This window comes from Pseudomonas wadenswilerensis (assembly GCF_900497695.1).
GTDB lineage: Bacteria > Pseudomonadota > Gammaproteobacteria > Pseudomonadales > Pseudomonadaceae > Aquipseudomonas > Aquipseudomonas wadenswilerensis.
In genome coordinates this window covers 45,619-68,388 of record NZ_UIDD01000009.1, presented here as the reverse complement: position 1 = coordinate 68,388, position 22,770 = coordinate 45,619, and the positions used below count along the sequence as shown (strand labels likewise).

The following is a 22,770-nucleotide window of genomic DNA, read 5'->3' as shown; positions in this document are numbered from 1 at the left end:
GGTGAGAGTCGGTGGCGGGCTGGGTGCCCCTGTTGGCCGGGGCCGCCTGGTTCAAGCGGATCGCGTAGCTTGTTGAGCCTGGAGGTCGAGGTAGTCAGCTAGGTTGTGCAGGTAAACTACGTGCTGTGCTTTTGCGGAGTTGTGCAGCTTGACCGACGCCGAGCTGGCTGACGTGGCCAAGACCATCCGCAACGAATCTGATGCCAAGGCTGAAAAAACCTTTATCGGTTTCCGGATCGAAGGTCAGACCTACAGTAGTTACTGGGCGAATGTCAGCTTTGACCCCGATTATCAAAGTACCGTGATCGGTCTGAGCGCCTCCGATTATCAAACCCTCACTGCAATGGACCTCTCGGGTTACACCGAGCAGGTTGGTAGCTGGCTGCGCGACGGTGCGCTAGGTCATGTGATGGTTCTTTACAAAAAAGACGGCAACTACTTCATCGATTCCGTGTTCGCGAGTGGTGGACGAAATACCGAAAGCTACGCCGCCAAATCCACACCTGAAGGCGGTATCCGTCTTGAGACCCCTGATAACAAATTTGGCGAGTACTACATCCTCAAGCAGGACGGCACGCTGGAGGGGTGGGGGGAAAATGGGAAGTACATGGTGCTTCCGCCGTTTCGAGCTTGAGCAGCGTCTGAGGGTAACCAAGTAACGGCCTCACCGGGCAGCTGGAAAACTCTAGCGGTCGAACCAGAGTGATCCGAGGGTGACTTCGGACTTGCAGTTCAAAAGTGTGCGTAGGTTAGGGGGTGGCCACTCGGAGCTTCCCTCGCCGACGCGCACTGCTGGGAAGTTGGAAGGCAGACGAATAGCGCCTTATGAAGTAGTGAGGTTAGGGAATTTCTGAGTGCATCGGGTCGTGTCATTGACATCAGCGCCCGTCACATGGAAATGGAGTACCTATGATGGAAAACCTTACTCAGTTAGAGCGTCATTTCTTGGAACTACTACGCACTTTAAGTGACAAGCAGCGAAAAGATGTCTTAAGGATCTTGGAGGCGCTTCGGAAGTCTACGGAGTAAATGGAAAAGTAGGGTCCCGGTGTGATGCCGGGTTTTAAATTGGTCGGAAATGTAGATGGTATGAAGGCGCATAAGAAAGAAACACCAAAGCATAAGCACTTGGCAAGGACTTTTTTATTTTGGGTGGCTTTTTTAGGCCCGCTAGTGGTGGGCGGCGTATTAGGTGCTTTTGTTGGGAACGCTACTCCCGTCGGTGAATTGTGTTTCAAATCAGATTGTGTTCAGTTTTTTTTTGATACGTTTAAGTTTCCAGTGGCAATAATGAGTTTGTCTTTGCCGTTGGTCGCAATGGTTGCTGCAATCCATCGATCAATGGAAGCTGCTACTCAAATTGATGTTGCTTTAAAGCAATATGGGGAGGCTATAGCCAATAATCGATTTGGTAATTATTTGAAACACAGGGAGGGTTTTGAGAAGTTAATAGATGGCTACTGTTCTAAGCGGCATCATAATAATGGGTGCAAGACATATGTGAATGTGTCCGATTTTTATGCGGACATGTTTCCTGATGCTTCGTTTGATAATGTTGATTGGAATGGTCACTATAATAAGGATCGATTTGAGGATGTGGTCGAGGTGGCTGAGGTTCTGATGCATCAGCTCGAAGGACCGATCGAGGATTGCGATGCCATTCAGTTTGTATGCTCTCTAGGGGCGCTCCTTAGTTCTTTCAATATAAATTATTCGTTAGCCCGTGTTGTTGCTGTAAACGCCGACAAAGGTCCTCCGTTGAATTTTGTGATCCCGGCGCTGGACAGCGATAGTCAATCCGTTTTTCATGCGATTAGAGATGCTATTGGTATTTTTGTGTTGCTTAGAAGTTATCTTGGTATAAAGGGTGGGAGGGATTTTCCAATTAGTGACAAGTTTGCTCGTGTTAGGACTTTGCTTGAAAATGCGGGCGATAAATTCTCAGTACTACGTCCAGCATAATTTGTCATTGTTTTCCCATTGCCCTCTTCCACTCCCGGTCCACTGCACGTTTTGCACTGCCCTTGCTGGCGTAGAGGTGCGTAAGCCGCTGAGGGTTGGTCTGGTCTCCGGCGGTGACAGTCTTTTGCTTGCCCGTTTTCTCATCGCGGTAGGTGGCGGTAATGCCTGTGTAGTTTGTCTTTTTGTCGACCAGGTCTTCCAAGTCGTCCTGGTCCGGCAGCTTGGACTCCAGATCCATGCTGGTGGTGAAGCTGTCTGAGGTGAAGCTGTGCCGCAGGTTGCCGCCCAGCCAGATGATGGCGCTGATCTCGGCCTTTACCCCCACCAGGCTGTAGGTCTGGTCGGGTGTGAGTTCTGGCCGGCCTTTGGCCAGGGTGTAGCTCAACGTGGCGGTACCGCGTTGCAGGCGGTTCCACTCGGCTCGGGCCGCCTGCACCGCGCTGGCCTGGTCGGTGTAGCTGTGCCGCAGTTCCTTGAGGTTGTCGCCGGCGCCGGCGATGGCCTCTTTCTTTTCGGCGCTGTTGACCTGCTGACGTCGCGTTGCTGCTCCTGCAGCACCTTCAGCTGGTCGCGGGACTCCTTGAGTGCCCGCCCAAGGCCAACGCTGCCTTGAGTAATGGCACGAATGGGCCGGGTGGCGCGGTCGATGGCCTGGAGAACCACTTCCATCTTCAGGCTATTTGCCATGGGTCTGCTCCCAGCGCGTTATGGCCCGCTCGCGCCAATCCATCAGCTCAGAAAGGGGCAGCAGATCCATGTCGGCCGGGCCCCAGTGAAAGACGATGGCCAGGTCGGCCATCACGTCATCTACGCAATGAGGGCAGCTTCCCTGTCCGACTTCTTCAGCAAAAAACTGCCGACTGCCACACCGCACTGCAGGAGGTCGGCCGGGTCCATGCGGCCGATCTCAATATCAGTCAGGGTCGGGGTGGTGATGCGTGGCAACACCTTACGCAGCGAAAGTACGTCCATGCTGGCCAGGTCCACCAGGCTGACCCCGCGCAGCTCGCCGCTGGTGGGCTTGCGCAGGGTAATGGATGTGATCGAGGTCTCGCCGCGAATGATCGGCGTGTCGAGGGTGATGGTTTCCTCGTTGAAGTTCTTGGCTGGTGCGCTCTGTTCTGGGGTTTTCATGCGGTTGCTCCTTGGTACTGAGGTAGCCGCCGGCAGTTGTCCGGCGGTGAGGGATTAAATGCCCAGGGCCTTGCGGTGTTCTTCCAGGCGATCTTTGCCGTCGACGATGTAGATAAAGTTGAGCAAGTCGATCTCGACAATGACCTCACCGTCGACGGTGAGCTTGTAGTAGGTGAGGGCCGTGGTGATCTTGTGCTCGGTGTCTTCGCCGGGTTCGGCATCGCCGAAGTCGACTTCTTCGTGGCGGCCGCGCGTGACGATTTCCACCGCGCTGACTTCGCCGGTGTCGTCACGCTGCACCGAGGCCGAGAAGCGCAGTTGCACGCCGTCCACACGCACGGCGGCGAACTGGCGCAGGGCGATCAGGTCCCAGGCGCATATGCACCATGATGGCAGCGGCAGATCAACGACAGTTGACGACTGAGCATCATGAAGACACTCGTCGGGCGCGCACGGTGACAGCAAGTGGTAGATAAATGACGACGCTACGGGTTAGGCGGACGGGTGCGTGCAATGAATGCGCAATAGATGACGACGATGAGTTGAATCGCCCCGGATTCTCTAGACACCTTGCAAGCGTATTGGCTAACAAAGCTTTCTCTGTTTATCACGGTAGCGGTTCAGCATCAGGCCAGCGATAAATGCATGAGCTTTGCATCGCCAACATTTCCTTGTGTTCCTGTAGGAACGGAACGAATGGCCGCACAGTGTCGGTGATGTCTTGGCAGAATTTTCCTTTATCAGCGAGGTGATCGAAGCGGCATGAATTAACCATGATGCCCTTGGGGATTTTGTGGCATCGAGCTGTGGCGTTCTCTGACCTCTCCCTAGAGGTCGGGTGCTTCACGGGTGCTGATATGGATCATCTTTACGAAGACACATTTGCTGAGGGAAGGGGAGGTCACCATCGAGAAGATTGCTGTGGAGCTTGGGTTCAGTGATAGTGCCGACCTACGCCGTGCTTTTAGACGGTGGTCGGGGCATTCGCCGAGTGTGTCGAGGAGCTAGTGGCGCATCCATGGATCGAACAGCACGTATCCGGCTGTTATTTTAGGAAGTAAGCATGACGCTGATAATTACTGTCGCATCACCGCTGTTTGTAATCCAGGCAGGGGATCGTCTTTTGACGACCCAGTCTGATGGTAAAACAAAGCAATTCGATGACAAATCTAACAAAAGCCTTATCTATGAGGCTGATGATGGAGTTCTCGCAATTAGTTACTGTGGCGCTGCGTTTATGCGGGGCAAGCCGACTGATGAGTGGATCGCAGAGCAACTCGATACACGTATAAAAATCCCAATGGACGGATCTGATCCTTGGGCTATGCAATTGGGCACCCTGAGTGAGCAAAAGCAGCACCGCTGTGATGCCGTGATAAAGCGGATAAGGGAAAGGTTGACTAATATTTCCCAAGGGGAGTTGATAAGCTCCGGGGTGACGATTGTCATTGCGGGGTGGAAGCGTAAACACAATAAGTGGAAGCGCGTGCTTGTAGAGCTTAGTCGAACGCGTGCATCAACTAGACTTTCTAAGCCCGAAGGGTTTAAAGAACAGCCTGGATTGAAGGGTGTCTGCGGTATTGATATGGTTGGGTCTGGCTTTCGGCGTGAAACGGAAGCTTATTTTATGGCCGAGTGGAAGGCAATTCACCAAAGGGAAGGTCTCCCTGATGTCAGTGCTTATGAACAATATGTCTCTGATGTAAGGGAGGCAATGGTGGCCACCATTAAGTTTGCTTCTACTATTGAGGGAACAGTTGGGGGTAACGTACATACAACAACCATCTATAAGCCTGACTACCAGCCTCACATGTACTGCGAAACTCAGTTTTTCAGCGAAATGCCCCATCCAGCACTGATCGAAACCCCGACAAGAATTGTGTCTGTGGCTGATGCTGGTGTCACAGGATGGGTATTGTTCCCCGATATAGTCATGGCCCCAGCATATCTGGTTGGTACAGAGTACACACAGGGGCGGTTTACAATATTGCGTTCGAACGGTGCACCTTCGCAGGGTGGAGTTCATCATTTTCAGCAGACCGTTCCCAGGCGTAGAGGGTGAATGCCCTCGCGACTGCTCTTCTGTAAGGGTTTGGAGCGGGTCTACAAGGAGGGCTTCCTCTGCAGTAAGGCGGAGGTTTTGTTGCTTGACCTTATCCAACCGAACGACAGCACGGGTGGCCAATTTGCAGCACTCAGCCAGTGGCGAGTGAAAACGGAGACGGGGTAGGGGACTATGCGGTTGGCCGGCGTGCCGGATGATCCTTTATGGGTATGCACCGGGAGATGAGGAACCAAAGCTTCACGACGCGGGTTGATGCGCTTTGGACTGTGCACTGTAAATGACTAGGCACAGGAAAACAGTTAGTGCCGGCGCTGTCTTGTTTTGTTACATAGATAGTGGCGTTGAGCCACTGCAAATCCGTTTCGCTTGACTAGGCTGAAGGTATCCCACATAACCGTGAAGGTACCGCCATGCCAAGACCCGAAATTCAAGCTTACAGCCAGGCACGCGAGATTCCCTACCTAGTGCATTTCACCCGGCTCGAAAACCTGCCATCAATTCTTCAGCATGGCCTCCGCCCTGTCAGCAAGCATGGGGCGTTCTGTAATCAGCCAGTGATCAATGATGAGCTACGCTTGGATGGGCACCTCGATGGCACCTCGCTGTCCATCGCATTTCCAAACTACCACATGTTTTACAAATATCGTCAGCAGCCAAACACTGAATGGGTGGTACTTGGCATTGATCAATCCGTGCTTTGGACTAAGAATTGCGGGTTTTGTCAGCGTAACGCTGCGACAAACGGGATGGCCCAGCAAACCGTTGCGAATCTGCAGACTTTGACCGCGTTCCAGGGCATGTTCGACGAGATTGATGGCCTAGGGACACGTCAGGAGCAAAGGCTGAAAAAGTTTGACCCTACAGATCCCCAAGCGGAGGTGTTAGTCTTCGATGATATTGAGCCGAACCTGATCACAGGGGTAGCTTTTCAAACCCAGAATGCGCGAAACATCCACGCAGCTCGCTGTGGAGATCGTAAACTGTTGATCCAGGGCTCTGGCAGCGGTTTTTTTGCCGCGCGCTCTTTCGTAAGGTAGTAATGATGGCATTCCGACCAGTTTTCATCCCTACGCCAGGGGCTGAAACCCTCGCGCGGACTAACTCCGTAGACTTCAAGTGGTTCCCTGGCATGTCCGTGGCTCAGAAGCAGCGGTCAATTGACTCGTTGCACGCTGCTGCTAAGGAAGCTGTGCCAACTATCGGTGAGATACTGGAGGTTTCTAGTAAGTCCAGGGAAAAGTTAGGTGTAGCACTGAGTGCTTTCAACTTAAGCTTTACCACTCTAAAGCAAAACTTCACTATGAGTGTAGAGTGCGCCTTTCAGGGGAGTAAGGTCTTCGAAAGGGGTGGCCCCTTTAAAGATTTGTTTTCGAAGACGTCTCGAGAGGCAAAACTCGATGAAAGAATAAAAAGCTCTGGTAGGTTGGTGAAGTTTAGGTTTTACGGCGCGGATTGGGAGTTGGAGCCGCGCACGGCTTTTTATGATTGGTTGTATATCAATGCATTAAAAAAGCAGTCGCCAGATGTCATTGATGAAATTCTCTCATACTCAGCGTTTACTGATATTGAATTTAATCCAGAGAAGTCTATAAACTGCCAGGCGTACTCTATAGCCTTGTTTGTTTCTTTGCATAAGCAAAGTCTGCTGGACAAGGCTCTGGCCTCAAAGGAGTCATTTCTTTCAATAGTGAGTGGCGCTGTGGTATCAAGTGCGAGCCAAAGCGAAGACGTTCAAGGTGATTTTTTATTGTAGATGTGTAGTGTGTTTTTTCAGTGGAGCTGGTGGCCCAGCTCCATCACCAAGATCAGTATGCTTGCAGCTCGTGTCTTTTGGTGAGCCCCGAGCGCTCTAGATATCTGCGGAGTAGGGGGGAAAGCCGGGCAGTATTGTATTTCTGTAGCCAAGCCTCAACATTTTCTACATTTGTTGGCAGATCCTTTCGTAGCTTGAGCGCAATACTTCTATTGATGCCAAGTGACATTAGTTCCAGAACTCTTGGGTCGTAACTGCCGAGTTCAATCATCGATGGCAGACTCAGTGCATATGCATGCTGCTCATGTTCTGACTCTGGTAAGCATGCTTTGGTTATGTCTGACCAAAGAGAAAAATATTTCACGAGCTTGAATGTGATGTTGCTACTAATGTTCTTGGTTACGTGGCTAGCGGCCCTGTCTACGCTTCGAGTTTTAGGGCTACCATCAGAGCTGTCATCTTTTTCAGGTTCGTCAGTGTTTGCATTGAGCCTTACCAGGTACTTATCAATGAAGTACCGGTGCGGTTTCCCGGACATCCATTGGAAGGCATCATAGATCAATGGACGGATTCCGATGTAGTCCCCCCATTTCGAGTTGACTTCAGCCTCTATGTGGAAGATTGAGTCGAGCCTACGGGCGATGTCATCGAATTGCTCATAGAAACTTAGGTCTTCGAAGTCAATTTCTTCCGTGGGTGTAGTTGAGCGTCGCGAGTTGGGGAAGCTTGTAGGGATCCATGCATATGGATCTGCTTGAATTTGTAGGTAAAGCTGATTTTGAAGCAGAGGATCTACATATGGGTTTTGGCGAAGAAGCTCCAAAGGAATAGATAGCTGATCTTTGATTCCAGAGAGTTGTTCCTCAAGTAGAGTTCGGTGCTGCGGATTTATTCTCGAAGTATCTAGTAGGCGATCAAAGTGCTTTTGGTCGGAAACGAATAAGTGCCTGAGATAGCAAATTGTAGTGTAAAGCTTGCTGCCCTCCAAGTCCTCGACTATCTCGCCGCGAGTCGCTGTGGCTAGACGGATTAAAGTATCCGTATGCTCCTGCAGGATAGAAGTAGTATTGGGCTTGATTTTGGTTTTTTCCTCGTTAGTAAGCTTTTCCTCTCCCCATTCTTCGTCTTTGACTTCCAAACAATAAACTTCGCCGTAGAGATTCGTGCTGATGCGCCCGGCGCGGCCAATCAGGTTTTTGAACTCAAACGGCGTCAGTGGAGTTGTATCATTTTTTGGGTTGATGACAATGAGCTTGTCAGCAGGAAGGTTGACGCCTTGTAGGAGTGTAGAGGTGCAAACAAGATTGGTAATTACTTCTTGTGAATAAAGCTCTTCGATCTCAATTCTGGCGATGTCAGGAAGCCCTGCGTGGTGAAACGCCACGCCGTTTCTCAGGGTTCTGATTAGAGAGTAATCGGGGTGGATTTCTTCTGCCAGAAAGTCGATGAGTTCGCCGATTGCCTCGGTTTGCTCAATACTAGCCTTACTAGAGGGGGGGAGCTCAAGTGCCCAGCTTTCTGCTGTGGACTTTCGTGGTGCGAAGATGATGCAGCTCTCGTCCTGTTTTAGGTTTTGCAGGAAAGTTGAAATTGCTTCACCCTTCTTGCCCTTCGCCTTCGAATATAGTTTCTTATTCAAGACTGTTGTGCCGGATATGATGTTGCCAGTCTGGCTGAAAATACGATACTCGGCTTTTGAAGTTCTAGGAAGGAACGTGATTGCAGCTCTAACCTGGAATACTGGAGTAGCTACTGTTGTCTCATCGATGAGATCCAGCCCTGAGAGCTCTTTCAATGGGGTGACGATGTCTTCAATGAACGGGCCGGCAAAGATAAATTGGCTATTAGGGAATCGAGCCACAAGGCCATAAAGACAGTTTTCAAAGACCATACCTCGACCTTCAGCCTCAAGGTTGTGGACTTCGTCAATAAAAATAATTGAAGGTGGCCTGGTCGTTTTGTCTTGCAGCAGCTTGTTACATCTCTCTGGAGTCAGGACGTAAATTATGGATTTATCATTCTCTTCCTGCGGTCGGTATGTGGTGTATACGTGAGCGTTGTCTTTGAGGTCTGATTTGAAGTCCATGCTGACCTGGTTGATCAGCGCTTTGGTCGGAACTACAAATATTGCTGTTTCAGGTTTTGTTCTCAGTTTTTCAACAATGTATCGCCGGATGATAAATGACTTGCCGGCAGATGTAGGCGCGGAAATGGCAACGTTAGAGCCACTTCGAATCCCTGACCACAGCCTTGCCTGGTAATCTGTGAATACAAACTCTCCAGCGCCTTCCAATTTGTGAGTCAGTCGTCCCCTAGTCGCGCCAAGCTCAAGGTCAAGTAGTGCGCCAAAGCTATTCAGATACTGACCATTTTCAAAGATGTTGGGTATGTGTCTACTTGAAAGCAGATTTCCAGATCTGGATTGGATAATGTAGCAGGCGCGCTGATATGCGGAATTGCTGGGGGAGTAAAGATGTAGTAACGCACCAAACGAGTTGGCAAGGTTTTTTAGGGGTTCAGATTTGCTAAGAGAAATTATAGACGCAAGCCATGTGGCGTGTTGAAGCTTCTGAGGTGAGATTGTAACTTCTTCTTGCGTTCCGGCCTGCTTACTGAGGAATAGGTGCTTCAGCAAGTTATCGTAAATCTCTACGAATTCCTCATCCCTAGACGCCTCTAGGGGGAGGGTTTCAGAATCCCTGTTCATTTGCTGGCCTTCCTAGCTGCTTTCTTAGGCTTTGGATCCTTAGGTGGTTCTTTGAATTCAATGCCGTGAATTTGTTTGAAAAGAGTCTTTTTGAAAACTTCAACACTGCTCATTGGTATGAGGAAAAATTCGAGAAATAGCTTTCGTAATTCTGATTTGTTGTCTAGCCTAGATCTTATGCTCTTGACTGCTTCTGCGGCATGCTCTTTGATCCATTCAGCAACAAGCTCTTCTGCGTGATCTTTGTTGCTCGCTTCCTCCTCAATACTGTCAATTTTCTTGTCGTCGTAAATGAGGAGTATTGGGAATATCTTGTTGCAGGCTTGATATTCTTCTGTCCCAGGGCGGAATGCTTTAAGTAGAGCTTTTGCCTGGTCAAGGGTAAAGTTTTTTGAAATATTAGATCGGGCGATGAAAAGCTCATGGTCTAGGGAGCTTGGTAGATAGTTTTGGTTGAATCTGTCGATTGAGTCTAGTGAGCTGCCAATCGCTCCGCCCAGCTCCTGATATATTTTAGATTCGCCGATTAATATAGATATGTTGTTGTGCCGTTCTCCAAAAAATATACCATCGCCACCTTTTACTTGGTCTTTCACGTTGGTGAGCAAGCTCAGCTTGTGGCATACCATCGGAGTTTCGAAAATGGCTTCGACTAGCAGGTAGAGTATTAGCTCGCCGTACTTTCCATCGAACACTGGATCGGTATTTGCGAAAAAACTAGATGCCATAGGGAACGGGTTTTCGTCCCTAGCTCTGTATTCATCCAGTTCGTTTTTATCGAATACATAATGCTCGATTCTATTTCCGACATATTTTGCTAAAGCTAGGCTTTCTTGACGGTTCCCCGAAAATTTCAGGGACAATGCGTGTGCCCGGACTTTGAGATCCAGAACCTCAGGGATCCGATGAAAAAAGTTCTCAACCCAATCAGTTTTGACGGTGAGGCAGTCACTCCAGGTGATACCCTCGAACAGCTTTTGCATCTGAATCCCTTCTGGATGGCTGCGTAGTGCCAGAATGATACTACAGCCGCTTCGCTTGGTGCCGCTTCTACGACAGGCGTACTAGATACGGTGAGCTGAGAGCCCTTCCTGTGCCAAGCCAAAGCTAGGCACCTCAAGCGGAGCTCCTTCCTCGGCTTGTATAGCTTGCAGAAAGGGTATGGCCCCGTGCTACCTTCCTCGGTATTGAGGCCCTGGCTCGCGGCAGCCTAAAGCTGAATGTTGATTGAGTAACAAGGGGCTGATTGCCGCCGCCGGGGCGCTGAGTGCAGTGCAGCAGGCGGCTTGCCGCTTGGTTGATAGGAAATCGTAAAAGGTTGGTACCAAGTGGGATCTCTACATGAATCAGGTAATGAAGCGGCTTCTCAGGGCAAGCAGAAGCGCGTGCCATCGAATCAGCAACTGACCCCCAAGGATGGGACATGGCAAAAAAAGGTGCATACCTTTGCCCGGTGGCTGCTAGAAAAAATTAAGGCTCATGACTCCAACTCATGGACGGCAGGTAAGGCGTCAGGCTACGAGGTTGGACACGAGGAAGGTAAGAAGCTGGGCCGTAAGGAAGGTCGCGATGAAGGCCATCAGGTGGGACGTGAGTTAGGGTACGGCCAAGGTCTCATTAAAGGTCGTGAGGATGGATTCGCTGACGGCCATGAAGCCGGAAAGCAAAAAGGTTATGAAAACGGTTATAAAGCGGGGCAGCTCGTACTGGACTTGAAGCCGGGCGTTCGACCTACGGATGTTGCGCCAGGGGTGGACACCAACCTGTTTGAGCACTTCGACTTCCCCATTTCGGAGGAGCTTGAGCAACGCATCCGCGCTGACATCAAAGAAAAGCTGCCGGCACACCAACAGCCCACTGACCCTCAGTGGGAAATGATCCTGTCCAAAACCCCATCCACCTGCGTCGTTGCCGGCGCTGGCAGCGGCAAGTCCACCACAATGGTCTTGCGGCTTCTCGTGCTGAAGCACTATCTGAAAGTACCTGAGTCGAAAATCACCGTCGTAACGTTTACGCGTGACTCCCGGTTCGACTTCATCTCTAAGGTGGTCAAGGTGTTTGCCAAGTGGGATATTCCAATGGACGAAGAGAAGGGAAAATCCTTCGTTCGGACATTCCACTCTCGCATTCTTGATTTCTTCAGGTGGTCGCCGCAGCTTCAGGGCGCCAAGGCATTTGAGTTCCTAAGCGAAGACGCAACCGACAAAGACGAAGAGCCGGAGAACGTGCTGGACATCCGACTCAACGTGCGGCAGCTGGATTTGATGGATCGGTGCTATCAAAATCTCTTCGAGACTGACACGCGGTTCCGAGAGCTGATCCTGGCCTTATTCGAGCATGGTATCGGTATAGGGGATCCCCTAAACCCTGAGGATCCAGAGAACGCTAAACGCATCTTTGCCATCAAGGCTTGTTCGGATCGGGATGTTGAGGCCTGCGAGGCCGTGGAGGCGCTGTGGCGGAAGGCCGGTCACTGGCCTTTGCCAGAAATCACCGAAAAACTCCACCCGCTCACCCTCTGCGGTAAGACATTCCATGCCCATGGATATGCTAAAGACTTAAATGCTTACGTAGTGCTCGGGCTTGACGCGAATGAGCCAGACACCATCAAAATTAAAGATGGTAAAAAGCAGGTCAAGCTTTCCCAGGCACTGCACATGCGGAGAATTTTCTTCCAGCTCTTCTTCTCGAAGAGAGTTCTCTATTTTACCAGCTACGCCGACGCGTTACATTCTCTTGAGACCTTGCGAGGAAAAGTCTCAGGGGTACCGAAGTTTAGCTATCAGGTCGGAGGGGATATCAAGCCCGCGCCGATCATGGCAGCGTTTCACAGTTGTGCCTCTTTCTTGGAAAACCTTGGGCTGGATGTGCCTGCGGCCACCAAGGGTATGAACTTCAAGGAAGGTGCTATAGAAGCCAAATTTTTTGAGGCGCTTGGTATTTTCTGGCCGGCATTTGAGGAATTTCTCTCTAAACAGAGTGCGCCAATTTTCACCTTTAACAAAATGTTCGCGATGTTTAGCGAACATGCCGAAGAAAACTTCAAGAATATTCCGAGTAATATATTGGACGCCCAGATGGTTACTCTGGTGGACGAATTCCAGGACTGTGGAGCGAACACTATAAGTTGGTTGCGTGGCGTTCTAGGAGAGCTTCGGCATCGTGGCCTAAAATTCCATTCTCCGGAAGGCTTGGTCTTCCCATCTCTCATGGCAGTCGGAGATGATTGGCAGAGTATTTACGGATGGAGAGGAAGCTCACCCAAGTTCTTCCAGCATTTCAAGCAATATTTCCCATCGCCTAGAACGCTCGATATCAAGCTGCAGCAGAATTTCAGATCTCAGCAGATGGTAATTGATGCTGCTGAAAGCATCGTGACTCACACTCGCGGTATCCCTGGTAAGCACGGTGAAGCGGCGCATCCTGACGTGAAGGATTTGCATTATCCAGTCCAGCTCTGGGACAAGGATGATGAGCAACTGGTCAACTTGGTTGAGCAGCATTACGAGCAGGGCCACGAGATCATGGTGCTTTCTCGGTCAAGAAGCACGCTGAAGGAAGCGGATGAACTGGTTCGCGATCTGAAGTATAGAGCCAGGATGGAGGAGCGTGCCGACGATATTCGGCTCATGACCTATCATGGCTCCAAGGGCCTCGAGGCCGATGCCGTGTTCATGCTGGGCGACTGTGAGCAGTTGACGTCCTCCGACTGGCGTAACCAAGCGTATGCCTTGGCCAAGCTCGAAATGAATGGAGAAGCCAGGGCCTACGATTACGCGCAAGGAGAGGAAGTTATGAGACTTGCGTATGTGGCTATCACCAGGGCAAAGCTGCACTGCTACTGGTTCTTGGACGAGTCGAAGGGCGGTGTGAAGAGCTTCCCGAAGGCGTCGGAGAAGATTGACAACGGCCAAGCCTACTTTAGTGATTTCCGGAAGTAACCGGGTGTTGTCCCAGCTGCCGCGATTTTCTGTTGCTCACAGGTAACGATTAAGCGGTAGCTGGCGGAATCAAATGGCCTTCAAATGGTTTAAGATGTAGGCCTGTTTCCTACCATACTTGAGGTTTATTCATGTCCCGTTTGGCTGAATTTCGACAGCTTGAGCAACAACTGGCTGCTCAACTCGCAGAGCTCGAAGCCCTGAAAGGCAGCTCTGAACTGCAGAAAGAAATTCAATTTGAGACCAAACTGCGTGACTTGCTGGCTGAGTACGGCTACAGCCTGCGCGACATCATCAACATCCTAGATCCTCAAGCCAACCGTCGTGCCGCCGCCCCTGCAGCAGCTGAAAAGGCCCCGCGTCGTGCGCGCCAGGTTAAGCAGTATAAGAATCCGCATAACGGCGAGATCATCGAGACCAAGGGCGGCAATCACAAGCTGCTCAAGGAGTGGAAAGCCCAGTATGGCGGCGACGTGGTGGAAGGCTGGCTTGCCCAGTAACACGTTCCACCGGCAGTCTGCTAAAGCCCCCTGATGGGGGCTTTTTCTATGGTGGTGTTGTCAGGTGTTGGCAGGTGCGTTTGCTGACCCACTTGATGGTGCATCAGCACCTGTGGCGAGCACATAGGACTCTGTTTTGTAGGGATTTTCTGCCGGTTGTCTGAATTATGACAGCCACTCTCCTGGAGGGTTGAAACGTCATCATCCCGCGCTATGGTTGATTGACTATAAGACTAAAGTCGTAGGAGAGCGGAATGCGTATACGCGGTGAAGTTTTTTGGGCTTGGGCGGATCCTGTGCTTCATCACCGGAGCCATGACGAGGAACTGGATGACGGCACCTCGATTGACGTCCAAGTGAGGCTCTCCCGAACCGGCCAGACGCAAATGTTCATCGGTGTGTACGCGGGCGGTGGCATGGCCCTTCACGAAGAAGCCTTCGACTCTCTACCGGGTGAGTCGATGACCCGAGCTTTAGCCTGGGGTGTAGGGTGTGCAAGACGCCTGGCTACTGATCAGCGGCCTACTGTGAAACAAGTGGCCTAGACGACAAAATCAGCACTCTGGTGGTCGCTGTGCACAGATGCCAGCGATCACGGATTCTTGCGATAATGGTTATTGCGGGCAAAAGAAAGCCCGCTGCTAGACGGGCAAGATCTATCACACGTAGGGATAGCTAACGCTCCCATACTGCATGTGAAAAGGACGTGAATAGTATGGGGCGAGGGCTATCGCATATCGCTTGTGTGAACCCAGGCTGTGTAAGCCGAAACTAGGCTTTGTGGGATGCTCGGCAACCCCTGCTCAATCTCGTCCAACCTTGACGGACTGCCTACCCAGTCGGTGACCCAGGTGATCAATCTCAATCGGGATGCGGGGCACGGAGCTACTTGCTGTTCAAGCTCATCCGCGATACGGGCCAAACGCTCGATGCTGTCGTCGAGTTGGGTAATCTGATCCATGACTCCGCTCCTTGGGTGATAGCCCGAACATAACACGTTGAAATCGACGCCATCGAAGCGTGACAAATCTCGACCCTACACTCCCCATTGCGGCGTAGCGTTGCGTCACCTGGAACAATCTTTCCATTTGGGCGAGGCATCGCCACTTCCAATGAAAACCTACCAGGTTCCAGCGACCGATCTGTTCTCATCGGAGGCGCATTTCGTCCGCAGTACCTATGCAGCCGGGTATTTTCCGAATACTGTATACCCATACAGCAATAGAGAATACCGCCATGACAGGCAGCAATCTGCCCGTAATGTCGATTCAAGAGTGGCGGCAGCTGCTCAACGACACCCAGGCACTGCTCCACTCGCCGAAGAAACATCACCGGGAGCTTCTGCATCACGCATACGCACTACGTGACATGCATGCCGTCGATTCAGGAACCTTGGCCGACATGCTTGAGCTCGCGGATGAAGCATTGATGTACGCCCACTCTGTCCAAGCGGATCAGCAGTGGTAGGCTAATACACGCCTTGGTGGCATGGCGTCGTGTCGGGATAGCCATGGCGAAAGGAAGAGATCGTGAAAAGAGATCTGAGCAAGGTGCTCATGCCCGACCACCCTCTGTACACCGAGGCTGTGGAAGCGCTGAAGATCTACCATCAAGCCCAGGCTGCGGGGGTAGTTGGAGCGGAGCTGGAGCGCCTTCGGTTGATGGCTGAACATCGTTTCCAGGCGGTCACCGACTACCAGCTGAACGCCCTTGGCGGGCCCGGAGAAAAAGGTCATTAACAGATGGCCTACATCAGACCGATCTCCTGCATGCATGAAGTGGGAAGTTGCCCTACAGGTGACCAGTGATTCTCATCGATGCTGACCAGCTGTCCGCATGGCTGAGAGGCGAAAGCAGTAATTCACGATTGACCGCTAACGACCCATAGCGGACAGTTTTAGGCTCGGGGATATAAATGAAATGAGATCTGAGCCGGGATGATGCCTCGCTTCAGCAGCCGCACATCCTTAAGGACACCAGACAGGACGGGGGGCTTGTTCATCACTTGATCGTTCATGATGCTGGGCGATGGCCAAATGTCTCTTTTGGGTCGTACTAAGGCCTTGAATGGCCTGCATCAAATTTTATATCACATAAAATATACGCAATTCATGGATAGGGTGTAATAGCTATGCTAGAGGAATTCATTGAGGACGAATTCGATATCGATGAGTCAATGCGGGAGCTTGATGCTCTAGATACAGAAATTCAGAAACTTCTCAGGCTCGAGGAAATTCAAAGTGCGGCTTATGACAAAGCTTTCGCGTGGTGGGATGTAGTCGGTGGATTACCATCCATATTTGAACGCTATAAGTCAAGCATCGCATCACTGGAGAAGATGTTCCCTTTGCTCAGCGATAACCCAGAAGACAGGTTTTCACGTGGGACTCTTCTTGTAGGGTTGGTCTCGGCATACGAGGGACTGATTCATGACTTTCTTCTCCTGTGCTGCCAGTCCTACGCTCTTGCGACCAAGGCTGCGTCGAACTTGAATAACCTTGAGCCATACGACAGGACATATCTTGGACTTAAGGTCGATTGCTCCCGTGATGAATTGATTATGAAGTTGAAGAAGAAAACCTTTCATGATCCAATGCAGGTGACGCGATTGTGCAACGTCCTGTTCGAGTTGCCACTCCCTGGGGCTCATGACAAAGAGGTTAGTTATTACAAGGCTCTATTAAAGGCCAGAAATTCTTACACGCACAATGGTGGGTATGAAAACGGCAAGGAGTTCAAGATCTCAATGAAAACCTTGCGCTTTTCTTTCAAATATTTTCACATGCTGGCTGATTCCTATGAGCAGTATGTCGCTGAACAGGCAATAACCGCTGCAGATGAGGCAGACAAGACTTAAGCAACGGCTTTCGTGTACACAAGGGCAACACCACTTGTTCAGCTGGGTAATTAAATTGATCACCTGCTTGCACTCGACTTGATCAACCATTTGCATTTGATATGACCAGCGCACGGGTACGTCTTAACCGCCAGAAATGGACTCATTACGGACGCCTACACCCCGTACCAGCCGACAGGAGAGGTGTTCAAGTTGAAGAGGACGATCCTGGGAATGGCTGAGGCCGGAGAGCCCCTCTTACGACAAGCCCTCGAAGCCATCCGAGCCCACCAGAAAGCCGTTGATGAAGGACGACCTGCTGACGAGGTGGATCGGCTCCGCCTGGAGGCTGCGAGCAGAACTCAAGCGCGTCACTGAAGAGCGAGACATCTTAAAAAAGGCCGCCGCGTACTTTGCCAAGGAGTGCGGCTGAAGTACGCCTTTATCAAGCAGCGCGCGGGCGACTATTCGATTCGACGGCTTTGCCTGACGCTGAAAGTCCATCCCAGCGGTTATTACGCCTGGTTGTCTGAGCCGCAATCTCTACGCGCCAAAGACGACCAGCGACTGCTGGGTTTGATCAAGCATTCATGGCTGGAGAGCGGAGGCGTTTATGGCTATCGCAAAATACATGACGATCTACGCGAGATCGGTGAAGATTGTGGTCGGCATCGTGTGGCGAGGCTGATGCGTTTTGAAGGACTGCGCTCTCAGACAGGGTATCGACGCCGCCCAGGAAAGTACGGCGGTAAGCCAGCGCTCGCCTCACGGTATTTCACCACCCATCGGAACAGGTTGTGCGAGGTGTCCGTTGCTTCGAGCGATCGTGAGTACCGACGCCCACGCGATTACAGCAAGTGCAACCACTGAGCTTGCAGGATACGTTTTACCAAGGTACAGGCCGTTCACGACCGCCTCCGCGAGGCCTGACACAGATGTATCTGCTGGAAAAATTCTCGAGCACCTGTTCCATATCTTGCATGCACTTGTCATGCGCTGATGTAAGCTTTGATTTGAAATGGAAGATGCAGGATCTGTGACCGGTAGCTACGGGGCGAATAGCGGCAACGACGCACTGAGACTGATCCACCCTTACCCTCCAACAACATGGAGGACACCACCATGAACACGCACTCTTGGGTGCCTCTTTGTGCTAAGAACTTGGGAGTGACCTTTGGAAAGACTTGAAGCGGCTTTGAAGCAACTGGTAAGTGCTCATTCAAAACTGACTGAACATGCGCCAATTACTGCACTTGCCCAACACTTGCGAGAAACCCAAAAAACGCTTGATCTCGGTGAAGATGATGAGCTTCCTGTCCTGCCTCAAAAACCTGGGATTTATTACTTCGAAGCGAAATTTCAGTTTTCCACAGCAGCGGAACTTGGCGAATTTGGTGAGCGGTGGGGAACAGTACGGGCCAAAACGCATGACGGAAAAATCCCTCGTTATTACCCGAGTCGGGGGAAGCATCACTTAGCGGCACTGGCAGCAGGCAAACCCATCCCATTTTATTTAGGGAAGCGAGAGTCGATAGCTGATCGAGTCAAAAATCACGTCGAATCGCTCCTGGAGTCCGGAACGTATGCACTTAAGCTTCGGGCAAGACCGCACTTAATTCGTGATGTGGAAATTACATATAGTTATCAGAGTTTCGAAGCGCCGCTGACATCTTACTTTGGGGTTGGGTTAATCGAGTCTGAACTACGAAAAATACTGAATCCGATTCTGGGGAAACAGTGAGCATGGAGAAAGTGCAACTGTTGTTGAATCAGGCCGGCAGCCTGGTGAGGGAGACGAACGCCAAACTCGCAGCAAGCGGTGAGTTGTTCAACCTCTTCTCCATCACCCGAATCGAGCGAGCCGAGGTCAACACTCACTCGGCGATGATCGCAGAACTCTTGAGCCCCGAGGGCCGTCACGGTCAAGGTGTGTATTTCCTTGAACTATTCCTGTCGACAATGGGTTTCGAACACGAATGCAGCCTCCGCGACGCCAGGGTGCAAAAGGAGCAGATTTTCGCGGGGTACGGTCGTGTGGATGTGGTGATTCACCTGAGGGATCACCTCATTCTGATCGAAAACAAGATCGACGCCCTCGACGGCAACCAACAACTCAAGCGTTATGACGATATTGGCAACGCCTCAGGCAAGCAGTGGCAGTTGTGGTACCTGACAAAGAAAGGCACGGAGGCGCACGCAAGCAGTCATTGCGGTGTGAGCTACCGTCGACTGTCGTACCAGGAGCACATCCTCGACTGGCTTGAGCGGTGCGTCAGCACCTCAAGCGCGACGCCCGCACTTCAGCATGCATTGATCCAGTACAAGAATCTGGTCCAGAAAATCACCGGGCGAGCCATGACCCATACCACACGAAATGCACTGATCGCACTTCTCATTGCCGACGATAATTTGCAGGCTGCCGAGGCCATCGCCCAGGCACTGCCCCATGCGAAGGGGACAGTATTGTTCGGCTTCTTTGATGCGGTGCGACACGCATTGTCAGAACGTTGTACGCCTGTGTCATCGCCGATTGACTTTACCGGGCATGAAAGTAGCGAGGCGAATTGCCGCAAGTGGTTCCTGCCCAAGGCATTGAGGTTGAAGCACGTGGGGCAGTTTTTCGACATTGGTGTCGAGGGAATGCTGCTACGAATCGAGGTTGCTACTGATGCGCTGCATTATGGCGTGGTGCCGGTCAGTAGCGGGAAACTGGCGAGCGATGGAGGATTGTTGGCGCAAACGCCTCAATTGCCTTTGTACCTGATGTGGCGGAATTGGAATGCGTTCAAATGGTACTCATGCCTTTACCAGGACAACGTTGCCTGCAAAATGGACTGTTTGTCTGATCCCGGGGCATTGGTCAAGGAGGTGCTGCGCACTGTCGAGCTGATCAAATCTGAGCTGTCTGGCCAGCCTGAGTTACAGTGTGCAAATGTCAGTGCGACGAAGCAATGCCAGTTAGTTGACTAGCCAATTTGTCGGTTGAAAGCAGGCAATGTAGCGTGCCGTTTCATGTGGGCCGTCTGCAGATAGACCTCAATGAGAGATAACACCACCGGGTCAGAGACCGTAATGACTGCAATCCGTGCTTCACCGTCTTGAACGTGAGGCTCTGGATTTTTGTAGTTCGCAAACCCTGTGAACCGATGGTTGGGATAGGTTCGCCAACCGTCTTCTCGGATGCTGGGCGTCTTAACATGGTCCCAGACCCGATGGTGCAGGTTGTTCCGGGTTGCCTTACCGATATAGAGGATTTGCCCTTCAGGGGTACTAAAAAAATACACGCCGCTCTTGCACCCAACACCATCGCCGGTGACCAGCATTCCCGAGTTGGCTGGGTTCGACCAGCCGCTGATGGCGGGACTGGCGTCACCAAAGGCGAGTTCTATTGTGACCCTGTCGAATATCGCAGGCATGGCCTGGGCAAGATCATTTACCAGGGTGAATGCTTCTTTAAAGTCCACTTTTCCCCTCTGTTCGCTATCCATTTAGGCCAGCATTGGCATAATTATTTTGGGGGCAGACTTCTCCCCCAGAAACGTCCGCTTCTGGATGCGCCTGCTGTGGTGCTTGAACTGGTGGAGTTTGAAGCCGCCGACAAGGACCCCGGCACTGGCGAAACTGCGGTCGATGCTCGATTCGAGGCCCGCGTCATCATTGGTAGGGAGCAAGAGGGTCAGCAGCAGCAAGGCGGTCACGCAAGGCCGATGGGGACAGCTCGACCACTTTCAGTGGCTTGGTTTGTTTTTTTTTCTTGCCTTTGGCCTTGGCCTTGCCCTTCTTGCCGCCGTTGCACTCAACCGTGGTGCTCCAGCCGGACTGGGTGAACACCTGCTCCACGGAGTCCACCAGGTACTCGCCATCAAGACCGACCTTGAAGCCCTGGGCGCTGATCATCCGTTCGGCAAACAGGTCAGTCCGCCCGGGCATCTCCATCCCAGCCATGCTAAGCAGCACCAGCAGCCAGATCGGTACATCCGTGAGCGCCTGATGCTCAGTGTTCATCTGTAGTCCTCAAATAGGTTCAGCCTCCATGTCTCTGGCATCCGCTTGGAGCAAAAAGCCGGGCATAGGGCCGAAAACGAAAAAGCCCGGCACGATCGCAGGGCTTGTAAATGGGCACAAAAAACCCGGCTCATTGGCCGGGCTCTTGAAGGCGTCGCGCTGCGTTCTCAGCAACACACGCTGCTATAAAAACAAATCTATTACGCGCGGAAAAGTTCTTTTTCGAATTAACCCACTTTGGTCGGTAGGCTGTAGTCATTGACTTGAGACTCATCAAACTCCAGCAATGCGACGTCTCTCAAGTAGGAAATAATTTCGCTTCGCGTCAAATTCTGAGGCCCCGAACTCGCGAAGGCATATTGCTGCCAGAAACCATTAATTTTCTTTGACCGCACGGTGAAGCCTTTTTCCACAAACCACGATCCAGGGTCTTGAGGGGAATTGGAAGAAAGGGTGTTAAAACCGTTGAGATTCAACTCTTCACTCAATCTTGAGTTCAGCTCAACCTTGACCACGCAGGCAGGCACGTTTTTGGTGAGCCAGATGCGGTGAACAAGCCTACCTGGAGCAAGGCAAGATATGTCTTCCTGTGCCCGCAGCTCCTTCGTATCTCCCGCAAGGACGATATCTATCAAATCCTCGTCCTCCCCTGCTTCCAACCCATACAAACTGCACAGATACTCATGATCCCCCACGAGACTCTCCTTGACGTGGTTTTATTCCGGGCGTGGTTGCCTGCGTTGCCGGAGAGACCATGAGTCAATTGACCCAGTCATCCCCGGACTTCAAGTATATCGCCTACGCCGCTTGACGCCTGTCATCAATAGCGCAGTCAACCCAAGCGGCGCCTGCTCTGGCCAGCTCCCTAGCTTTCCCTTCACTAATACCGTAATGCTTGCCGACTCGCACCATAGGCCACTTAGCACCGTAGTACAGCCAGATGATATCCCCCATCTGCTGATCGCGACGAGTCAGTTTCCGGCCCGCTGCCCGCCATGTGCACCACGGCGTCAATGCGGTAGCGGAGGATCTCGGCGCTTTGCACAGTGAGGCGATCCCCCACCGGCCGCACGTCGTCGTCACTGAGCCTGACCCGCACCGTTTCCAGCAACTCGGCGTCGGCTAGCCAGATCGATCGCCACCACCCTGCAGGGAATGATCAGCCCCGCCAGCATGCGGTCATGGGCTGCGCTCACGTAGCTCATGTCATGGTCTCCGGTGCCTGGTAGTCACCTTCGGAGATCGGGCCGCCGTCTGGGCTGATCCCCCACAACAGACTGCCAGGGGGCTGATTGGGCCAGGGCCACTCTTCCTCGCCGAGGTAGATTATCTGGGTCCACTCAACAACCCACACGGCAAAGCTGTCGAGCTCAGGGCGAGTCCAGTCCTGAGCTGCCCGTACAAACACCGCAGGCTCGACCGCAAGTCCCCACATCTGCATGCGCAGCAGCACCGTGAGCTGGGCGGCAACGAAAGCTGCGATATGCAGGTGATCTGCGGTTGTCAGTCCTACTCGACGCCACCACCCAGGGTGGTGACTGTGGGGTGTCAGCTACCACCAGCGGCACCGGCGTGGTTCATGGAGCCATTCGAGCCAACCTTGACCCAAGACATGCTTAACGAATTATCAGCATCACCGATCGAGGCGACACAGGATTGATCGCCCTCAAGGCCTGTCAGGCCTACGTGCGCGCAATCACGCGCTGAAGTGAAAAGGAGCGGGCCAGCAGGATGCGTCAACATCCAGCTGGCCCACCGAACCCGCTATAGTGGATCGATGGAAGGGAAGCAAAAGAAACGTATGCTTGACGTAATGAAGCAGGTGGGTGAGCCCTTCATGGAGCAGGTTCTTGATGCGCGAATCAAT

20 protein-coding genes and 9 pseudogenes are annotated in these 22,770 nt (G+C 51.9%); 16 read left to right on the top strand and 13 right to left on the bottom strand.

The features are described from left to right. Nucleotides 1-51: 51 nt before the first annotated feature. Nucleotides 52-150: pseudogene (locus tag CCOS864_RS18180) on the bottom strand (pyocin activator PrtN family protein); the annotation flags it as partial. Between CCOS864_RS18180 and CCOS864_RS18175 the strand changes: the two are divergent. Together CCOS864_RS18175 and CCOS864_RS28090 are read left to right on the top strand one after the other, a co-directional pair. Continuing rightward, nucleotides 149-634, top strand: a complete 486-nt coding sequence (locus CCOS864_RS18175; protein ID WP_208644390.1) for a hypothetical protein — start codon at nucleotides 149-151, stop codon at nucleotides 632-634. The pseudogene CCOS864_RS18180 and the gene CCOS864_RS18175 overlap by 2 nt on opposite strands. 455 nt (nucleotides 635-1,089) lie before the next feature. Further along, nucleotides 1,090-1,962, top strand: a complete 873-nt coding sequence (locus CCOS864_RS28090) for a hypothetical protein (RefSeq protein WP_148708558.1) — start codon at nucleotides 1,090-1,092, stop codon at nucleotides 1,960-1,962. A gap of 4 nt (nucleotides 1,963-1,966) precedes the next feature. Here CCOS864_RS28090 and CCOS864_RS18165 read toward each other — a convergent pair. From CCOS864_RS18165 to CCOS864_RS18150, 4 genes and pseudogenes are all read right to left on the bottom strand, one after another. Then, nucleotides 1,967-2,491: pseudogene (locus CCOS864_RS18165) on the bottom strand (phage late control D family protein); the annotation flags it as partial. Nucleotides 2,492-2,638: 147 nt separating this feature from the next. Next, a complete protein-coding gene (locus tag CCOS864_RS18160; RefSeq protein WP_115087735.1) occupies nucleotides 2,639-2,761 on the bottom strand; it encodes a GpE family phage tail protein in 123 nt (40 codons plus the stop codon). An 8-nt stretch (nucleotides 2,762-2,769) separates the two neighbouring features. Next, nucleotides 2,770-3,096: a phage tail assembly protein gene (locus CCOS864_RS18155; RefSeq protein WP_115087734.1), complete on the bottom strand. Its 327-nt coding sequence runs from the start codon at nucleotides 3,094-3,096 to the stop codon at nucleotides 2,770-2,772. 54 nt (nucleotides 3,097-3,150) lie between these two features. Beyond that, nucleotides 3,151-3,468: pseudogene (locus CCOS864_RS18150) on the bottom strand (phage major tail tube protein); the annotation flags it as partial. A gap of 477 nt (nucleotides 3,469-3,945) precedes the next feature. On the opposite strand from CCOS864_RS18150, the gene CCOS864_RS28790 reads away from it, so the two are divergent. The 4 genes from CCOS864_RS28790 to CCOS864_RS18125 all read left to right on the top strand — a co-directional run bounded on the left by CCOS864_RS28790 (nucleotide 3,946) and on the right by CCOS864_RS18125 (nucleotide 6,914). After that, nucleotides 3,946-4,104 carry a helix-turn-helix domain-containing protein gene (locus CCOS864_RS28790; protein ID WP_115087732.1) on the top strand — a complete coding sequence of 53 codons (159 nt, stop codon included), beginning with the start codon at nucleotides 3,946-3,948 and terminating at the stop codon, nucleotides 4,102-4,104. Between the two features lie 55 nt (nucleotides 4,105-4,159). Next, on the top strand, nucleotides 4,160-5,158 hold the full coding sequence (locus CCOS864_RS18140) for a hypothetical protein (RefSeq protein ID WP_115087731.1): 999 nt from the start codon (nucleotides 4,160-4,162) through the stop codon (nucleotides 5,156-5,158). A gap of 413 nt (nucleotides 5,159-5,571) precedes the next feature. Continuing rightward, nucleotides 5,572-6,198 (top strand): DarT ssDNA thymidine ADP-ribosyltransferase family protein, encoded by a 627-nt coding sequence (locus tag CCOS864_RS18130; RefSeq protein ID WP_115087730.1) that lies wholly within the window; start codon nucleotides 5,572-5,574, stop codon nucleotides 6,196-6,198. 2 nt (nucleotides 6,199-6,200) lie between these two features. After that, entirely contained in the window at nucleotides 6,201-6,914 is a 714-nt protein-coding gene (locus CCOS864_RS18125) for a DarT1-associated NADAR antitoxin family protein (protein ID WP_420849240.1), read from the top strand. 52 nt (nucleotides 6,915-6,966) lie between these two features. Here CCOS864_RS18125 and CCOS864_RS18120 read toward each other — a convergent pair whose 3' ends face one another. Continuing rightward, nucleotides 6,967-9,621 (bottom strand): DEAD/DEAH box helicase, encoded by a 2,655-nt coding sequence (locus CCOS864_RS18120; protein ID WP_115087729.1) that lies wholly within the window; start codon nucleotides 9,619-9,621, stop codon nucleotides 6,967-6,969. Next, nucleotides 9,618-10,604: a HamA C-terminal domain-containing protein gene (locus tag CCOS864_RS18115; protein WP_115087728.1), complete on the bottom strand. Its 987-nt coding sequence runs from the start codon at nucleotides 10,602-10,604 to the stop codon at nucleotides 9,618-9,620. Before CCOS864_RS18115 ends, CCOS864_RS18120 begins: the two co-directional genes overlap by 4 nt. Before the next feature lie 345 nt (nucleotides 10,605-10,949). Here CCOS864_RS18115 and CCOS864_RS18110 point away from each other — a divergent pair, with 345 nt between their 5' ends. The 9 genes and pseudogenes from CCOS864_RS18110 to CCOS864_RS18065 all read left to right on the top strand — a co-directional run bounded on the left by CCOS864_RS18110 (nucleotide 10,950) and on the right by CCOS864_RS18065 (nucleotide 19,868). Then, nucleotides 10,950-13,562: a UvrD-helicase domain-containing protein gene (locus CCOS864_RS18110; protein WP_148708557.1), complete on the top strand. Its 2,613-nt coding sequence runs from the start codon at nucleotides 10,950-10,952 to the stop codon at nucleotides 13,560-13,562. 131 nt (nucleotides 13,563-13,693) lie between these two features. Further along, nucleotides 13,694-14,062: a histone-like nucleoid-structuring protein, MvaT/MvaU family gene (locus CCOS864_RS18105; protein ID WP_115087726.1), complete on the top strand. Its 369-nt coding sequence runs from the start codon at nucleotides 13,694-13,696 to the stop codon at nucleotides 14,060-14,062. A 254-nt stretch (nucleotides 14,063-14,316) separates the two neighbouring features. Beyond that, nucleotides 14,317-14,607: a hypothetical protein gene (locus CCOS864_RS28520; protein ID WP_115087725.1), complete on the top strand. Its 291-nt coding sequence runs from the start codon at nucleotides 14,317-14,319 to the stop codon at nucleotides 14,605-14,607. Nucleotides 14,608-15,298: 691 nt separating this feature from the next. Next, the gene (locus tag CCOS864_RS18090) at nucleotides 15,299-15,529 is read left to right on the top strand and encodes a hypothetical protein (protein WP_115087723.1); all 231 of its coding nucleotides are present in this window, start codon (nucleotides 15,299-15,301) and stop codon (nucleotides 15,527-15,529) included. A 62-nt stretch (nucleotides 15,530-15,591) separates the two neighbouring features. Beyond that, nucleotides 15,592-15,801, top strand: a complete 210-nt coding sequence (locus tag CCOS864_RS18085) for a hypothetical protein (RefSeq protein ID WP_115087722.1) — start codon at nucleotides 15,592-15,594, stop codon at nucleotides 15,799-15,801. Nucleotides 15,802-16,193: 392 nt separating this feature from the next. Beyond that, complete coding sequence (locus CCOS864_RS18080; RefSeq protein ID WP_115087721.1) at nucleotides 16,194-16,919, top strand: hypothetical protein; 726 nt, start codon at nucleotides 16,194-16,196, stop codon at nucleotides 16,917-16,919. Between the two features lie 325 nt (nucleotides 16,920-17,244). Further along, nucleotides 17,245-17,666 (top strand): annotated as a pseudogene (locus tag CCOS864_RS18075) (IS3 family transposase); the annotation flags it as partial. 406 nt (nucleotides 17,667-18,072) lie between these two features. Further along, nucleotides 18,073-18,639, top strand: coding sequence for a hypothetical protein (locus CCOS864_RS28085; protein ID WP_148708556.1), 567 nt, complete (start codon nucleotides 18,073-18,075; stop codon nucleotides 18,637-18,639). Between the two features lie 2 nt (nucleotides 18,640-18,641). After that, a complete protein-coding gene (locus CCOS864_RS18065; RefSeq protein ID WP_115087719.1) occupies nucleotides 18,642-19,868 on the top strand; it encodes a PDDEXK-like family protein in 1,227 nt (408 codons plus the stop codon). On the opposite strand, the gene CCOS864_RS18060 is transcribed toward CCOS864_RS18065, so the two are convergent. The 6 genes and pseudogenes from CCOS864_RS18060 to CCOS864_RS28500 form a co-directional block, all read right to left on the bottom strand. Beyond that, the gene (locus CCOS864_RS18060; protein WP_208644388.1) at nucleotides 19,865-20,386 is read right to left on the bottom strand and encodes a GIY-YIG nuclease family protein; all 522 of its coding nucleotides are present in this window, start codon (nucleotides 20,384-20,386) and stop codon (nucleotides 19,865-19,867) included. The two genes, CCOS864_RS18065 and CCOS864_RS18060, sit on opposite strands and share 4 nt — an antisense overlap. A gap of 166 nt (nucleotides 20,387-20,552) precedes the next feature. Beyond that, nucleotides 20,553-20,834, bottom strand: a pseudogene (locus CCOS864_RS18050) (hypothetical protein); the annotation flags it as partial. Between the two features lie 296 nt (nucleotides 20,835-21,130). Next, nucleotides 21,131-21,598: a hypothetical protein gene (locus tag CCOS864_RS18045; protein ID WP_115087716.1), complete on the bottom strand. Its 468-nt coding sequence runs from the start codon at nucleotides 21,596-21,598 to the stop codon at nucleotides 21,131-21,133. A gap of 269 nt (nucleotides 21,599-21,867) precedes the next feature. Beyond that, nucleotides 21,868-22,029: pseudogene (locus CCOS864_RS28510) on the bottom strand (baseplate assembly protein); the annotation flags it as partial. Further along, nucleotides 22,019-22,108 (bottom strand): annotated as a pseudogene (locus tag CCOS864_RS28505) (phage baseplate assembly protein V); the annotation flags it as partial. The pseudogenes CCOS864_RS28505 and CCOS864_RS28510, both read right to left, overlap by 11 nt. After that, nucleotides 22,105-22,392 (bottom strand): annotated as a pseudogene (locus CCOS864_RS28500) (hypothetical protein); the annotation flags it as partial. The pseudogenes CCOS864_RS28500 and CCOS864_RS28505, both read right to left, overlap by 4 nt. Between CCOS864_RS28500 and CCOS864_RS28495 the strand changes: the two are divergent. Continuing rightward, nucleotides 22,368-22,610, top strand: a pseudogene (locus CCOS864_RS28495) (lysis system spanin subunit); the annotation flags it as partial. The pseudogenes CCOS864_RS28500 and CCOS864_RS28495 overlap by 25 nt on opposite strands. Between the last annotated feature and the right edge of the window lie 160 nt (nucleotides 22,611-22,770).